The sequence below is a fragment of the Pseudomonas sp. B21_DOA genome, assembly GCA_030544685.1.
Taxonomy (GTDB): Bacteria; Pseudomonadota; Gammaproteobacteria; order Pseudomonadales; family Pseudomonadaceae; genus Aquipseudomonas; species Aquipseudomonas fluorescens_AO.
On record CP086683.1, the window covers coordinates 4,991,057 to 5,006,694 of the forward strand.

The 15,638-nt window shown below is 60.6% G+C and carries 14 protein-coding genes and 5 pseudogenes; 12 read left to right on the forward strand and 7 right to left on the reverse strand.

Annotation, left to right across the window (positions count from 1 at the left end; all coding sequences use genetic code 11):
• The first annotated feature begins 26 nt into the window (after positions 1-26).
• Positions 27-755, forward strand: coding sequence for an SDR family oxidoreductase (locus LJU32_23040; GenBank protein WKV88309.1), 729 nt, complete (start codon positions 27-29; stop codon positions 753-755).
• 40 nt (positions 756-795) lie between these two features.
• On the forward strand, positions 796-1,392 hold the full coding sequence (locus tag LJU32_23045) for a 2-hydroxychromene-2-carboxylate isomerase (GenBank protein ID WKV91179.1): 597 nt from the start codon (positions 796-798) through the stop codon (positions 1,390-1,392).
• Between the two features lie 44 nt (positions 1,393-1,436).
• On the opposite strand, the gene LJU32_23050 is transcribed toward LJU32_23045, so the two are convergent.
• The 5 genes and pseudogenes from LJU32_23050 to LJU32_23070 form a co-directional block, all read right to left on the reverse strand.
• On the reverse strand, positions 1,437-3,245 hold the full coding sequence (locus LJU32_23050; protein WKV88310.1) for an aminopeptidase P family protein: 1,809 nt from the start codon (positions 3,243-3,245) through the stop codon (positions 1,437-1,439).
• A 68-nt stretch (positions 3,246-3,313) separates the two neighbouring features.
• Positions 3,314-4,479, reverse strand: a pseudogene (locus LJU32_23055) (aminotransferase class V-fold PLP-dependent enzyme).
• Between the two features lie 205 nt (positions 4,480-4,684).
• Complete coding sequence (locus LJU32_23060) at positions 4,685-5,299, reverse strand: LysE family translocator (protein ID WKV88311.1); 615 nt, start codon at positions 5,297-5,299, stop codon at positions 4,685-4,687.
• 101 nt (positions 5,300-5,400) lie between these two features.
• A pseudogene (locus tag LJU32_23065) lies at positions 5,401-5,669 on the reverse strand (hypothetical protein).
• Positions 5,670-5,780: 111 nt separating this feature from the next.
• Positions 5,781-6,133, reverse strand: a pseudogene (locus LJU32_23070) (antibiotic biosynthesis monooxygenase).
• A gap of 90 nt (positions 6,134-6,223) precedes the next feature.
• Here LJU32_23070 and soxR point away from each other — a divergent pair.
• From soxR to LJU32_23120, 10 genes and pseudogenes are all read left to right on the forward strand, one after another.
• The gene (soxR, locus tag LJU32_23075) at positions 6,224-6,676 is read left to right on the forward strand and encodes a redox-sensitive transcriptional activator SoxR (protein WKV88312.1); all 453 of its coding nucleotides are present in this window, start codon (positions 6,224-6,226) and stop codon (positions 6,674-6,676) included.
• Positions 6,677-6,787: 111 nt separating this feature from the next.
• On the forward strand, positions 6,788-7,246 hold the full coding sequence (locus LJU32_23080; protein ID WKV88313.1) for a VOC family protein: 459 nt from the start codon (positions 6,788-6,790) through the stop codon (positions 7,244-7,246).
• A gap of 215 nt (positions 7,247-7,461) precedes the next feature.
• Complete coding sequence (locus LJU32_23085; GenBank protein ID WKV88314.1) at positions 7,462-8,661, forward strand: PepSY domain-containing protein; 1,200 nt, start codon at positions 7,462-7,464, stop codon at positions 8,659-8,661.
• Positions 8,658-9,199, forward strand: a pseudogene (locus tag LJU32_23090) (thiamine pyrophosphate-binding protein). The gene LJU32_23085 and the pseudogene LJU32_23090 overlap by 4 nt, the downstream one beginning before the upstream one ends.
• A pseudogene (locus LJU32_23095) lies at positions 9,196-9,533 on the forward strand (hypothetical protein). The pseudogenes LJU32_23090 and LJU32_23095 overlap by 4 nt, the downstream one beginning before the upstream one ends.
• Positions 9,530-10,105: a DUF6162 family protein gene (locus tag LJU32_23100; GenBank protein WKV88315.1), complete on the forward strand. Its 576-nt coding sequence runs from the start codon at positions 9,530-9,532 to the stop codon at positions 10,103-10,105. Before LJU32_23095 ends, LJU32_23100 begins: the two are co-directional and overlap by 4 nt.
• Positions 10,106-10,140: 35 nt before the next feature.
• Positions 10,141-11,070 (forward strand): metal ABC transporter substrate-binding protein, encoded by a 930-nt coding sequence (locus tag LJU32_23105; GenBank protein ID WKV88316.1) that lies wholly within the window; start codon positions 10,141-10,143, stop codon positions 11,068-11,070.
• Between the two features lie 104 nt (positions 11,071-11,174).
• Positions 11,175-11,915, forward strand: coding sequence for a metal ABC transporter ATP-binding protein (locus LJU32_23110; GenBank protein ID WKV91180.1), 741 nt, complete (start codon positions 11,175-11,177; stop codon positions 11,913-11,915).
• The gene (locus LJU32_23115; GenBank protein ID WKV88317.1) at positions 11,915-12,814 is read left to right on the forward strand and encodes a metal ABC transporter permease; all 900 of its coding nucleotides are present in this window, start codon (positions 11,915-11,917) and stop codon (positions 12,812-12,814) included. The genes LJU32_23110 and LJU32_23115 overlap by 1 nt, the downstream gene beginning before the upstream one ends.
• Positions 12,815-13,720 (forward strand): zinc ABC transporter substrate-binding protein, encoded by a 906-nt coding sequence (locus LJU32_23120; protein WKV88318.1) that lies wholly within the window; start codon positions 12,815-12,817, stop codon positions 13,718-13,720. It begins immediately after the preceding gene.
• A 198-nt stretch (positions 13,721-13,918) separates the two neighbouring features.
• Here LJU32_23120 and LJU32_23125 read toward each other — a convergent pair whose 3' ends face one another.
• On the reverse strand, positions 13,919-14,143 hold the full coding sequence (locus LJU32_23125; GenBank protein WKV88319.1) for an MbtH family protein: 225 nt from the start codon (positions 14,141-14,143) through the stop codon (positions 13,919-13,921).
• Between the two features lie 82 nt (positions 14,144-14,225).
• Positions 14,226-15,638 (reverse strand): aspartate aminotransferase family protein, encoded by a 1,413-nt coding sequence (locus LJU32_23130; protein ID WKV88320.1) that lies wholly within the window; start codon positions 15,636-15,638, stop codon positions 14,226-14,228.

The following is a 15,638-nucleotide window of genomic DNA, read 5'->3' on the forward strand; positions in this document are numbered from 1 at the left end:
GATCGTTAACCCAAAGGGATTCACCCATGAATAACAAGAAGGTCGTATTGGTTGTCGGGGCCGGGGATGCCACGGGCGGAGCGATTGCCAAGCGTTTTGCCAGTGAGGGTTTCATTGCCTGCGTGACCCGGCGCAGCGCCGAAAAACTGCAGCCACTGGTTGACGCAATCATCGCTGAGGGCGGTGAGGCTCATGGTTTCGCCTGCGATGCACGTAAGGAAGAAGACGTCATCGCGCTGATTGAAGACATCGAAACCCGAGTCGGCCCGATTGAGGCCTTTGTCTTCAACATCGGTGCCAACGTGCCCTGCAGCATTCTCGAAGAAACCGCACGCAAATATTTCAAGATCTGGGAGATGGCCTGCTTCTCCGGCTTTCTCAATGCCCGTGAAGTGGCCAAGCGCATGGTGACCCGGCAGCGCGGCACGATTCTGTTCACCGGTGCCACTGCCGGATTGCGCGGTGCTTCAGGGTTCGCCGCTTTCGCTGGAGCCAAACATGGCATTCGCGCATTGGCACAAAGCATGGCGAGAGAGTTGGGGCCGATGAACATTCATGTCGCCCACATTGTGGTTGATGGTGCGATCGACACCGATTTCATCCGCAACAGCTTTCCCGAGAAATACGCGACCAAGGATCAGGACGGCATTCTCAAGCCAGAGCACATTGCCGAAAATTACTGGTATCTGCACAGTCAGCCTCGGGATGCCTGGACCTTCGAGCTGGACCTGCGCCCATGGAATGAACGCTGGTAAGCCCTCTCCCGCATTACAACAACAAGAGCGCAACTTGATCATGACGAAAACCGTGGAATTCTATTTCGACCTTGGCAGCCCCGCCACCTATCTGGCGTACACCCAACTGCCGAAGATTTGCGCTGATACCCAAAGCGAATTGACCTACATTCCAATGCTGTTGGGAGGTGTGTTCAAAGCCACTGGCAACGCTTCGCCGGCAATGATTCCGGCCAAGGGTCGCTACATGTTTCAGGACCTAGATCGCTTCGCCAAACGCTATGGCGTCCAGCTTAGATTCAATCCGCACTTCCCGATCAATACGCTGACATTGATGCGTGCCGTCACCGGCATCCAACTACATCAGCCGCAACGCTTCGCCGAGTTCGTCGATTGCCTGTTCAGGGCCCTTTGGGTGGAAGGCCGCAACCTCAATGACCCGCAGACCATCGCCGCCGTGCTGACTGAAAACGGCTTCGATCCTCAAGAGATCATGACGCTGTGCAACGATGAATCGGTCAAAGCCACTCTCAAGGAAAACACCGAAGCCGCCATCAAGCGCGGCGTTTTCGGTGCTCCCAGCATGTTCATCGGCGATCAGTTGTTCTTCGGTCAGGATCGACTCGACTTCGTAGAAGAGGCGTTGCGCCAGGATTGAAGCCGAGCCCCAAGGCACCGCGAGCGGCGCCTTGGGTAAATCGATCAAACGGCCACAGTACGCTCGTTCAGCCAGCTCAGCGCCGCGCCGTCCAGCAATGGGCTCAGACGCTCGCGCACTTCGCGATGGTAGTCGTTCAGCCACTGCTTTTCTTCTTGGGTCAGCAGGTCGGCAATCAGGCAGCGGGTATCAATCGGGCACAGCGTCAGGGTTTCGAACTCGAGGAAGTCGCCGAATTCGCTGCTGCCGGCCTCGCGGTTCATCGCCAGGTTCTCGATGCGCACGCCCCAGCGGCCCGGGCGATAAGTGCCGGGTTCGATCGAGGTAATCATCCCCGGCTGCATCGCCGTCTGCGGTGCCGGTGCCGCTTGATAAGCGATCACTTGCGGACCTTCGTGAACATTGAGGAAATAGCCCACGCCATGACCGGTGCCGTGACCGTAGTCGACGTTGTCAGCCCAGATCGGTGCACGGGCGATGGCATCGAGCAGCGGCGACAAAATGCCTTTGGGGAATCGTGCCCGCGACAAGGCGATCACGCCTTTCAACACGCGCGTACAATCCTGTTTCTGCTCTTGCATCGGCGTGCCCACCGGGACCATCCGCGTGATGTCTGTGGTCCCGCCGAGGTACTGGCCGCCGGAATCGATGAGCAACAGACCATCACCCTCAATCACAGCATGCTCTTCTTCAGTAGCGTGATAGTGCGGCATCGCGCCGTTGGCGTTGAACGCAGCAATCGTGTTGAAGCTCAGCGAAACATAATCGGGACGACGTTCGCGGGCAGCGGTGAGTTTTTCGTCAATGGTCAGCTCGGTGATGCGCTCGCGACCCCACGCCGATTCCAGCCAGGCGAAGAATTCGCACAACGCCGCGCCATCCTGCTCCATCGCTTTGCGGATGTGCTGAGCGTCGGCTTCGCTTTTCTGCGATTTGGCCAACGTAGTCGGGTTGAGACCCTCGACCAGTTTCACGTCACTGTCCAGGTTATCCAGCAACCCCGTGGTCACTCGCGCCGGATCGACCAGCAGGCTCGCGTCACTCGGCACAGCACGCAATGCATCGGCCACTTCGCGGTAGTCACGCAGCGTCACGCCATCCTGCTCAAGCACCGCGCGCAGATCGGCATCGACCTTGCTCAGCGCCACGAACAGCGTGGCCTGTTGCTGATTGATCAAGGCGAACGAAACAAACACCGGATTGAACGAAACATCACCGCCACGCAGGTTGAACAGCCAAGCGATGTCGTCGAGGGTGGCGATGAAATGCCAATCGGCGCCACGCTCTTGCAAGGTTTCGCGCAATTTCGCCAGTTTCTCGCCACGGCTGACGGTCGCTTGTGGCGGCAGATGCTGATAGATCGGCGCGTTCGGCAGGCTTGGGCGATCACGCCAGACTTCCTGCAACAGGTCGGTATCGGTGCGCAGGCGAGCACCGCGTGCCTCAAGCTTGCTGCTCAGTGTGCGCGCCGAAGCCACCGCCATTACTGCACCATCCACTGCAACCACGCCGCCCTCGGGTGTTTGCTCCGCCAGCCAGTCCAGCGGGCTCGGTTGCCCCGGTTGCAGCTTGACCAGTTCGATGCCGCTGCCGTTGAGCTCTTTCGTCGCCTGTTCCCAGTAACGACTGTCGGCCCACACACCGGCGAAATCCGCAGTGACGATCAACGTACCGACCGAACCGTGGAAACCCGACAGCCATTGCCGGCCCTGCCAGTAACCCGGCAGGTATTCCGAAAGATGCGGGTCGGCGGACGGCACCAGCAGCGCATGGATGCCTTCGCGGCGCATCAGTTCACGGGTACGCGCCAGGCGCTGAGGCACCGATCCTTCGGTCAAGGTGTGGGAACTCATTATGTCTCCTGCTAATCGCGTCATCGTTATTGTTCGTAGCCTTCGCGGCCATGGAAAGCGTCTGCTGTTTAAAGCCCTGTCGCCCAGAATGCCGGGGCACTGGCGCAGGCGGTTGTGATCAGGTCAACGGCCTTGTCGACATCCTCAACGGTGGTAAACCGCCCGAGGCTCAAGCGAATGGTGCGCCCCGCCAGCCGCGCATCGTGTCCGAGCGCGAGCAGCACGTGGGACGGCGCATTACTTGCGGAATTACACGCCGACGTCGCGGAAAACGCGATCGAATGGCTCAAAGCAGCGCTGTTGAACTCGCCTTCGCTGAAAGTCAGGCTCAGGGTGTGCGGAATACGTTGCGAGGCACTGCCATTGAGGCGCACGCCCGGCAGACTCATCAGTTGCTCGAGCAAGCGTTCGCGCAAAGCGACAATAGAGTTTTTTCTTCATCGAATGCGTCAGCGGCCAAAGCGAATGCTGCACCCATGCCGGCAATCTGGTGAGTCGCCAGGGTCCCGGAGCGCAAGCCACCTTCATGACCGCCACCATGGATTTGCGCCTGCAGGCGTTGCTGCGCGAGCGGGCCCACATACAGGGCGCCGATGCCCTTGGGACCGTAGAGTTTGTGTGCGGAAAACGACATCAGATCCACCGGCCAGCGGCTCAGATCGATCGCGACTTTGCCCGCGCCTTGCGCCGCATCCACATGAAACAACGCCTGCCGACTGCGCACCACCTCGCCAATCGCCTCGACATCATTGACCGTGCCCAACTCGTTGTTGACCAGCATAAGCGACACGAGAAAGGTGTCGTCACGCATCGCTTCACTGACCGCTTGCGGCGTGATCAGGCCTTCTGCGTCCGGCACCAGATAGGTCACGGCAATGCCTGAATCCTGCAATTGCCGGGCGGTGTCGAGGATCGCCTTGTGTTCAATCTGGCTTGTAATGATGTGGCCGCCCGAGATGCCACGAGCCTGGGCGACGCCTTTGAGCGCGAGGTTGTTGGATTCGGTGGCACCGGAGGTCCAGACAATCTGCTCAGGCTGCGCGCCGACCAGATCGGCGACTTGTCGACGTGCCTGCTCGACCGTCTGCCGGGCCTGCTGGCCGAAGGCGTGGGAGCTGGACGCCGGGTTGCCGAAGTTACCGTGAAAACCCAGACATTCGATCATCACCCGGATGACCCGCTCGTCCACCGGGGTGGTGGCGGCGTAATCGAAATACAACGGACGTGTGTTCATAAAGGACTCGCAGAGCGTGTTCCGGGATCAGGAGGCTCGTGTCTGCAAACGACGATGCACAGCCTCGTGAGCTGTGCATGGGTTCGAGAGCGTCATCAATACCTGATCGGATGCCGTTAAAGAAGTAGGGCTTCATTTAAAAGTGCGTAGGAACGCTCCTGAAACCGAGCTTAACAGGCATCGGGCCGGCGATTGAAGCAATGCGTCAATGAAAGCTTTCGAGAAGTAACGGATACAGCGAGATCACCAACAGCGCCGCCATGCCCCAATTGAACACGCGCAACCAGCGCGGATCCTTGAGCACATTGCGCAACAGCGTGCCGCACGCCGCCCACAGGCCGACACTGGGCAGATTGATGATGGCGAATACCGCCGCGATGATCACAACGTTGTAGAAATAACCCTGCATCGGCGTATAGGTGCTGATGGCACCGATGGCCATGATCCACGCTTTGGGATTGACCCATTGGAACGCCGCGGCGCCCAGATAGCTGATCGGTTTCGCCTCGCTGTCGGCGCTGTCGCCGACCGGGCCGGAGTGGGCGATCTTCCACGCCAGATACAGCAAATATGCCGCGCCGACATAGCGCAGCACCGTATACAGAATCGGATAGGCCTGAAACACCGCGCCAAGGCCGAAGCCCACCGCGACCACCAATAGAAAGAAGCCGCAGCTGATGCCGAGCATGTGCGGAATGGTGCGGTTGAAGCCAAAGTTCACGCCGGACGCCAGCAACATGGTGTTGTTCGGCCCCGGTGTGATCGAGGTAACAAGGGCAAACAGGGCAAAGCCCAACAGCAGATCAAGCGAGAGGTTCATCGAGGCAGTCCATCCAGGGTCATCCAGCTGTTGACCCTATCCCACACGGCCCGGCAAACCCACGGACAGTTAGGGAAAACTTCAAGCAGTACAGTTTGCTTTCAGCTTGGACGACCGTGCAGCTGTATGGCACGTTCGGCGCTCATCTCGCCCTGCTGATCGAAGCCGAAAGTCTTCTGCGGCTGGCCGAGCAATTGGGCTTTTTCGCGTGGTATTCGTCGAACGACAAACCGCTGCGGTTCAGCGCTTCCAGCGCCAGTTCGCGGGATTCTTCAGCGGTGTAAGGGCGCAGCTCGGGCGAAACATGGCCGGCACAACCGGCGAGTACGGAAACAGCGAGCATCAGCGAAACAGTCAGTAAACGGTTCATGGGAGCGTCCTGGCGAGCAATGTGGGGTCGATGGAGAAAGGCTACGCCCGGGCACGCTCGCGCAGAAATCAACGCTCTCAATAGTGGCTATCAGCTTTGCGCTAATACTGGCTAAACCGGCAGACGGCAATGCAGCGCATCGTCGTGGCTGCGGGCAATGCTGCTGTGCACCTGGAATGAATTGAAGGTCACGGTTTTCGCCCGATGGGTGCGGATCAACTGCCAGAAATCCTCCTCGCCGCTTTCGAAACTGCGAAATGCCGCCTCCCCGCTTCGCGACTTTGCCACTGCAAAAAGCTCAGCACGCGGCGGCCGTCGTCGCTGGCCTGCACGCTGGCGCTGAGAAACCCGTCGGAACGCTGGGCCAGCCCCTCGGTCTGCGTGGCCAGTGCCGAGACCAGCGCCGCTTGCTGACGGGGTTCGATTTCGAATTCGATCAATTGGGTAAAACTGCGATTGCTCATGGAAAGCCCCATTTATTGAAGCGAGCCTTGCGACCCGAAGAGCTGCAGGGTAAAACCTCTAGTTAAGTCAAGGTCAAGAGTATTTTCCGCATGATCAGCAAGGAGCAGGTGCACAAGCCTCTCACCGTGGGCGAGGTTGCGGCGCGCAGTGGCGTCGCGGTCACCGCGCTGCATTTTTACGAAGCCAAAGGGTTGATCAAGAGTGAACGCAACGCCGGCAATCAGCGCCGTTATCCGCGCGCCGTCCTGCGCCGGGTGGCGTTGATCAAAGTCGCGCAACGGCTGGGGATACCGCTGGCGGAGATCGGCGAAGCGCTGAAAATCCTGCCGCAGGATCGCGCGCCGTCGGCGGCGGACTGGAAAATGCTCTCTGAACAATGGCAGCGCGAGCTCGACGAACGGATCAGGCAACTGACGCTGATGCGCGATCAGCTCACCGGGTGCATCGGCTGCGGCTGTTTGTCCATGGAAGCGTGTCCGCTGCGCAATAAAGGCGACATGCTCGGTGACCAAGGGCCAGGCCCGCACTTTCGCGATGAATGATGAGCGCGGCTCGTCGGCGCAAATTCCGCGCAGTAAGGACGGTTCTATAGTGATTGCTCCGGGCAAATCCGGCGTAACCACATTTGTTGAAAACAAAACAGGGAGAACGTCATGAGCGTCAAACCCATTCCCGAGGGGTATCACAGCATTACCCCGTATCTCGGCATCCAACAGGCTGCCGAGGCCATCGAGTTCTACAAGAAAGCCTTCGATGCCAGCGAAGTGATGCGCCTGACCATGCCCGACGGCAACATCGGCCACGCCGAGCTGCGCATCGGCGACAGCGCGATCATGCTCGGCACGCCTTGCGATCAAGGGCCGTTGAGCAATCCACAGCAAGCGGTCTCGATCGGCTTGCATCTCTACGTCACCGATGTCGACCAATCCTTTCAACAAGCGCTGGATGCCGGGGCGCAAAGCGTCTCCGAGGTCAAAGACCAGTTTTACGGTGACCGCAGCGGCACGTTGAGAGATCCGTTCGGCCATCTGTGGTTTCTCGCCACGCGCAAAGAGGATTTGAGCGAAGAGCAGATTCGCCAGCGAGCGATGGAGATGTTCAACCAAGGCTGAGGGCTTGTTGCCTCTGATCAACCGGCAAAATATGCACTGCCGATGTAATTGCGAAACATTTGCTTTCATATCCGCTTTCGGGATTTTCTTCGCTCATCCGTCTTATAGGAATGCAGGCCGTTCGCGTAGGCAAAAGCCACGAGCGGCCTCCCGGGAAGTTCCGTGCTGCGAAGCCCGTAGCCCGGCCCCTTCCACCGCAATCAAGACGCGCAATCATGTCGAAGAAATCCCGTTCCAAACTGTGGTTCCTGGTGCATAGCTGGCTCGCGTTGCCGATCTGGTTCTTTGTATTGATCGTCTGTGTCACCGGCACGCTGGCGGTGGTCAGCCAGGAAATTGTCTGGCTGGCCAACCCGCAAATGCGCGCCAGTCAGCCGTCGGACGATGCGCCGCGACTGAGCTACGACCAGATCCTCGCCGCGATCAAACAAGCCGAGCCGCAAACCCTGGTGCAGAGCATCAATCGTCCGGACGAGTCGCACTTTGCCCTCGACGTCGAAGTCAGCTACCCCGACGGGCGCTCGTTGACGGTCTATGTCAATCCCTACACCGGCGTCATTCAGGGCACCGCGCCGGCCTTCGATTTCAAGGCCTTTACCCGCGCCCTGCATGGCTGGTGGCTGGTGCCGTTCACCAATGGCTACAGCTGGGGCTGGTATCTGGTGTCGTTGCTCGGCGTGCCGATGCTGGTGTCGCTGATTACCGGGCTGGTGGTCTACAAGCGCTTCTGGAAAGGTTTTTTGCGCCCGACCCTGCGCGTACGCCATGGCGCGCGGATTTTCTGGGGCGACTTCCATCGCCTGTGCGGCATCTGGTCGATCTGGTTCATCGCGGTGATTTCCATCACCGGCATCTGGTTCCTGATCAAGGCGATCCTGTTCGATAACCAGATTTCGATTTCCAGCGAGCCGATCATTCCGGCGATGTCCCGCGAAAGTGTGCCGATTTCGGCCGCCGGCACCCCGCCGCCGCGCATCAGCCTGGACCGCGCCATCGAAATCGCTCAGCAGAAGATTCCGGGGCTGGAAGCCAGCTACGTCAACCTGCCGGGCAATGCCTACTCGCACATGAGCGTCAGCGGCCGTGGCTGGTATCCGCTGATGTATCAGACCGCGACACTCAACCCCTACAACGGCGAAATGGCTTCCTCACGCTTGCTGTCCGACCGCTCCTCGCTGGAATTCGTCACCGAATCCATGCGTCCGCTGCATACCGGCGACTTCGGTGGGATCTGGATCAAGTTGATCTGGTTCTTCTTCGGTCTGTTGCTGAGCATGATGATCCTCAGCGGCCTGCTGATCTGGACCAAGCGCACCGCGTTGGCCACCGCCAATGCGCTGAAACGCGAGGACAAGAAAAACCGCATCAAGGCACAACCGGCGCTGCGCCGTGAACCTTCGGAGGCCAGCCTGTGAACAAAGCCATCTCGGTCACACCGCCCTCGCGCCTGTCGCGTTTCTGGCACAAGTGGCGCTTCCACATCAATGTCCTGCTGCTGCTGATCCCGCTGGGCTTCATGCCGAAATACTTTGCCGATGCCTCGCTGTTTCGCGGCGACAGTGGCCTGGGTCAACGGGAAATTGGCACGGTTCAGGTCGGCCCATGGAGCCTGCGCCTGGCCGAGTTACGCGAAGAGGCGCCGCACCTGAGCGGTCCGGCCGGCTATATGAAGGATTTCACTGCCGCCGTTTGTGATGCCTGCGTCGAACAGGTCAAGGCGACTTACCTGCGCATCGGCAAACCGCGCAGTCTGCGCGCCGCTGGCACGATCTTCTTCGGTACGCCTTATCGCATGGGCACGCAAATGCCGATCCCGGCAAAGACCAAACCTGACGCCGAGCTGTGGATCACCATGGAAGGCTGGGACGGCAGCATGCACCAAGCCGCGATTCCCCTGATCCAAGCCTCCCCGCCACGGTTGCATGGCTGAACAAACAAGGAGCCAAACCATGACTCGCTCACCCCTTCATACCCGTTTGCTCGCCAGCGCCGCGCTGCTGCTGAGCGCCGGTTTCAGTACCGGCGCTTTGGCGCACAACCCGATGTGCGAATGCAAAGCCATCGATGCCGAACAGATCAAATGCACCGGCGGTTTCTCCGATGGCAGCGGCGCGCCGGGGTGACCCTCGATGTGATCGGCTACGACGAAACCATTCTGGTGCCGGGCAAATTAGGCGATGACTCGACCCTGACGTTCAAGAAGCCCGGCAGCGAGTTCTATGTGCTGTTCGACGCCGGCCCCGGCCACGTGGTGGAAATCGACCAAGCGGATATCGAAGCCCCATGAGTAGCCCGACGACGCAAGTGGTACGCCCGGCCGGCGCCGGTCATGAAACTTTCAACGTGCTGCTGTTGTGCCTGCTGATCCTCGCGGTCGCCGGTTCGGTGGTGGCGTGGCGCGGGGTTTCCCATGAACCGGAGCCGGTCGCGAGCAACCAGTACGATGCCCGCCGCGATCTCAGCGCCGCCGAGCAAGGCATCTATGCCGACCTGCGAGTGACCCTCGACGAAATCCGCTTGCTGCGCGAAGAGCAACAAACCCTGCCGACGCCTCAGATGCTGGCCGACGAAGGTTTCGCGCCGTTCGCGCAGGATGCCAGTTCGGTCAGCCGTGGTGGTCACGCATGGCAAATGCTCGCCGAGCGCGCCTATTTCGGCCGCAGCGCAACGCCTGATGTCGCCGGTTCATTTCTGATGCGTGTCGGCACTGACGCCAACGCGGTGCCGGACATCTGGCTCAACCGTGGCGCCGATCCCGCACCTGCTGAGGATCTGTCTGACGCCGCGCTGTCCGCCGCTGGCTGGAAACAGATCGTCGCGCAATTCGATGCCGGGGTTACCCGCGAACATCGCCATTGATTCCTCGCCTTTATCCGAGAGAAGACTGCTTGCCCATGCCCATTTCATCTCCTCGCCGTCCATTGTTACGCCTGTTTCTGCTTGGCCTGTGCGCCTGCCTGCTGAGCCCGTTGGCCAGCGCCGAGCAAGGCAAACGCCTGCGTATCGGCATCACTCTGCATCCGTATTACAGCTATGTCGCCAACATCGTCGGCGACAAGGCCGAAGTGGTGCCGTTGATTCCTGCGGGCTTCAATCCGCACGCCTACGAACCGCGCGCCGAAGACATCAAGCGCATCGGCGGACTGGACGTGGTCGTGCTCAACGGCGTCGGCCATGACGACTTCGCCGACCGGATGATCGCCGCCAGCGAAACACCCAACGTGAAAACCATCGAAGCCAACGAGAACGTGCCGCTGCTGGCGGCCACCGGTGTCGCTGCGCGCGGCGCCGGCAAAGTGGTCAATCCGCACACGTTCCTGTCGATCAGCGCTTCCATCGCCCAGGTCAACAACATCGCGCGCGAGCTGGGCAAGCTCGATCCGGACAATGCCAAGACCTACACCCAGAACGCCCGCGCCTATGGCAAACGCCTGCGGCAGATGCGCGCCGACGCGTTGGCCAAACTGACCCAGGCACCGAACGCCGAACTGCGCGTGGCCACGGTGCATGCGGCTTACGACTATCTGTTGCGTGAATTCGGTCTGGAAGTGACGGCCGTGGTCGAGCCCGCCCACGGCATCGAGCCAAGCCCGAGCCAGCTGAAAAAGACCATCGACCAGTTGCGTGAACTCGACGTGAAAGTGATCTTCTCCGAGATGGATTTCCCCTCCAGCTACGTCGACACCATCCAGCGCGAATCCGGGGTGAAGCTGTACCCGCTGTCGCACATTTCCTACGGCGAATACACCGCCGACAAGTATGAAAAGGAAATGACCGGCAACCTCAACACCGTGGTTCGGGCGATTCAGGAGTCGGGGGCATGACGTCGAAAGAAACCCTCATCCCTGACAACATCAATAACCCTGTGGAGCGAGCCTGCTCGCGAAGGCGCCGGATCAGCCAACATCTTCGTTGAGTGACACACCGCATTCGCGAGCAGGCTCGCTCCCACAGGAAAAACGGGCCGGCGCTGGAGTTTGCGGGTATCAGCCTGACCTTGGGGCGTACGACGATTCTCGACAAGGTCAGCTTCCAGGTGCAGCCCGGCAGCGTGCATGCGCTGGTCGGCCCCAACGGCGGTGGCAAGAGTTCGCTGATCAAGACCCTGCTAGGGCAGATGCCGCATCAGGGCCAGCTCAGTCTGCACTGGCCCGGCGAGCCCGGCACCATTGGTTACGTCCCGCAGGCGCTGGAGTTCGATCGCGGCTTGCCGATGACCGTCGACGATTTCATGGCGGCAATGTGTCAACGCCGCCCGGCCTTCCTCGGTTTGAGCAAACACTACGCCGGCGCCATCGGCGCGGCGCTGGAGCGCGTCGGCATGGAGGACAAGCGCAAGCGGCGCATGGGCGCGCTGTCCGGTGGTGAGCGGCAGCGGGTACTGCTCGCGCAGGGCTTGATTCCGGCACCGCAACTGCTGGTGCTCGACGAGCCGATGTCGGCCCTCGATGAGGCCGGGATCCAGGTGTTCGAACGTCTGCTGACTGACTGGCGCGCGGCGGGCATCACGGTGTTGTGGATCGAACATGACCTGGAAGCGGTGGGTCGGCTGGCCGATCGGGTTACCGGTCTCAACCGCCGCGTGCTGTTCGACGCCACTCCGCAACAGGCGCTGACTCCGGAACGTCTCCTGACGCTGTTTTCCACCCATCCACGGAGCGCGGTCTGATGAGTTACGAAGCCTTTCGTTTGATGGTTCAGGGCTGGGCGTCTTCCGGTTATCTGCCGGAAGCGCTGGCCTACGGTTTTGTCGTCAACGCCTTGCTCGCCGGCCTGCTGATCGGCCCGGTGCTAGGCGGGCTCGGCACGCTGGTGGTGGTCAAGCGCTTTGCGTTCTTTTCCGAAGCAGTCGGCCATGCGGCGTTGACCGGTGTCGCCATCGGCATCCTGCTCGGCGAACCCTACACCGGCCCGTACGGCAGCCTGTTTGGCTACTGCCTGCTGTTCGGTATCCTGCTCAATTACTTGCGCAACCGCACCGGACTGGCACCGGATACGCTGATCGGCGTGTTTCTCTCGGTGTCACTGGCACTGGGCGCAAGCCTGCTGCTGATTCTCGCCGGCAAGATCAACGTGCACATTCTGGAAAACGTGCTGTTCGGTTCGGTACTGACCGTCAACGGCAATGATCTGGCGGTGCTGGCCATCGTCGGTTCGCTGGTCATGGCCCTCGCCCTGCCGCTGTACAACCGCATCATGCTCGCCAGTTTCAATCCGCAACTGGCGGCGGTGCGTGGCGTAGCGGTGAAGACCCTGGATTACCTGTTCGTGATTCTGGTGACCTTGATCACCGTTGCGGCAGTGAAGGTGATTGGCGCGATTCTGGTCGGTGCCTTGCTGGTGATTCCGGCGGCAGCGGCGCGCTTGCTCAGTCAGTCGCTGAAAGGCTTTTTCTGGTGCTCGGTGCTGATCGCCACTGTCAGTACGCTGTGCGGGATACTTGCGCCAATCGTGTTCGACCTGCCGATTCCATCCGGCGCCGCGATCATTCTGGTCGCCGGCATCGCTTTCGCCCTCGCCGCCATTGCGCGCGGCGTCGTCCCCAGCCTGAAAGGGAACCTTGGATAAATGGCTTTTTCACTGCGTAACCTGACTCTGGCCATGGCCCTGTGTGGCGTGGTCTGCACCCCGCTGCTGGCGGCTGAAAGTGCGAAACCCTTGCGCGTTCTGGCCTCGTTACCGATCACCTATGGATTGGGCGAAGCATTGCTCAAGGGTACCGACGTCAATCTCGAACGTGCAGCGCCGGCCAACCTTCCGGGTAGCCGTCAGACTGCGTATTTCACCGGCCGTGGCGCGCCGGCGCTGAGCAAACTGGCGACCGACGCGGACGCGGTAATCGGTCTGCGTTCGCTGTGGGCCGATGATCCGCTGTACCCAATCGCGCGGCGCAGCAACATCCGTATCGTCGAAGTCGACGCTGCGCGCCCGGTCGACGGCGCCCTGCCCGGCATCGCCGTGCAGCCGGGCCTGCAGGTTGATGGCCTGAACAGTCAGCCATGGCTGGCGAGCAACAACATGGGACGCATGGCCGATGTGATGGCGGCGGACCTGGTGCGCCTGGCACCGAGCGCCAAGCCTGCGATCGAGGCCAACCTGGCGGCGTTGAAACAGCGCCTGCTGAAACTCAGCGCCGACACCGAAGCGCGCTTGGCCGAAGCAGACAACCTGAGCGTGATGAGCTTGAGCGATCACTTCGGCTATCTGATTGGCAGCCTCAATCTCGAACTGGCCGGACAGGACGCGCGTCCTGATGCCGAGTGGACGCCAGATGAGTTGAAGAAGCTGACGGCGACGCTCAAGGACAACGACGTGGCGGTGGTCCTGCACCATCGCCAGCCAGCGGAGCCGGTGAAAGCGGCGATTGCCGAATCCGGCAGCCGCCTGGTGGTGTTGAGTACCGATGCGGCGGATCCGCTGGCGGAGCTGGAAGGGAATGTGGATGTGTTGCTCAAGGGGTTGAGCGGAGCGTAGTTTGAGTAAATCCGCGTCATCGTTCATCGCTGGCAAGCCAGCTCCCACAAAGTTTTTGGCGAACACACATTTGTGATCAACCACAATACCTGTGGGAGCTGGCTTGCCAGCGATGAGACTGTGCAGGCAATACAAATTCAAGGCATGAAAAAACCCGCTGACCATCACTGGTCCAGCGGGTTTTTTATGCCCGATCGCTTATTGCGCCACGACTTGTGCATCCATCTTCTGGCGCAGGCTCAACGGGCGCATGTCGGTCCAGACTTCTTCGATGTAGGCCAGGCATTCCTTTTTCAGGCCGCTCTTGCCAACGGTACGCCAGCCTTCCGGCACGGCTTTGTAATCGGGCCAGATCGAGTATTGCTCTTCGTGGTTGACCACGACCTGAAAGAGGATGTCCTCGCGGTCGAATACTGACGTCATGCTGGTTCTCCATCGTTGTAGGGTCGGCTGCACAATGGATGCAGCCGGGGTATGTAGAAAGAACGTTCGCCGCGCGAAAAATTTACAGCGCGGTGGTGGCAGCGGCCAATGCGCGACCGAAGATCTCGGCCACCCGATCGATTTCCGCGGCAGTGATCACCAGCGGCGGCAGGAAGCGCACCACCGCACCATGCCGACCGCCCAGCTCCAGAATCAGGCCACGCTTGAGGCATTCACGCTGCACCAGCGGCGCCAGACACGCAAACGCAGGCGGATGACCGAGCGCGTCGGGTGCGCCGTTCGGGTCCACCAGTTCAACGCCGAGCATCAGGCCGCGACCACGAATATCGCCCAACTGCGGGAAGTCGCGCTGCAGAATGTGCAGATGCTCCCTGAGTCGATCACCCATGGCGGCGGCGTGCTCGCAAACCTTGTGCTCCACCAGATAGCGCATCACCGCTGAACCGGCGGCCATGGCCATCTGATTGCCGCGGAAGGTGCCTGCATGGGCGCCCGGTTGCCAGGTGTCGAGCCAGTCGCGGTAAACCACTACCGCCAATGGCAGGCTGCCGCCGATGGCTTTGGACAGTACAACCACATCCGGAACAATGCCCGCGTGTTCAAAGGCAAACATCTTGCCGGTACGGGCGAAACCGCTCTGAATCTCATCGACAATCAGCGCCACGCCGGCCTTCTCGGTGATTCGGCGCAAACCGCGCAACCATTCGATATCAGCTGGAATCACTCCGCCCTCACCCTGTACCGCCTCAACGATCACCGCCGCCGGCAATTGCACGCCGGCCTCGGGATCGTTGAGCAGGCTTTCCAGATAACTCAGATTGGCGTTGACGCCCGCTGCGCCGCCCAGACCGAACGGGCAACGGTAATCGTAGGGAAAAGGCATGAACTGCACGCCGTTGCTGAGCAACGCACCCAATGGTTTTTTCGGCCCCAGGCTGCCCATCAGGCTCAACGCACCTTGGCTCATGCCGTGATAACCGCCGGAAAATGACAGCACGGTGCTGCGCCCGGTTGCGGTGCGCACCAGTTTCAGCGCTGCTTCCACGGCGTCGGTGCCGGTCGGGCCACAAAACTGGATCTTCGCTTGCGCCGCCAACTCCGTCGGCAGCAGTCCGAACAGGTCTTGGACGAATTGATCCTTGACCGGCGTAGTCAGGTCGAGGGTGTGCAGCGGCAACTCATCGGCCAGCACTTGCTGGATCGCCTCGATCACCACCGGGTGGTTATGCCCCAGCGCCAGCGTGCCAGCTCCAGCCAGGCAGTCGATGAATGTACGTCCTTCAACATCCTCGACATACAGGCCCTTGGCACGCTTGAGCGCCAAGGGAATACGCCGAGGGTAACTGCGCGCGTTGGACTCCTGCCGGCTCTGCCGCGCCAACAACGGTGATTCGTTGAATTCGAACAACGTTTCCGCCGGCGCCGAGGCGACCCGGGCCGACGACGCTTCGATAAGACTGGTGGCGACTGACAT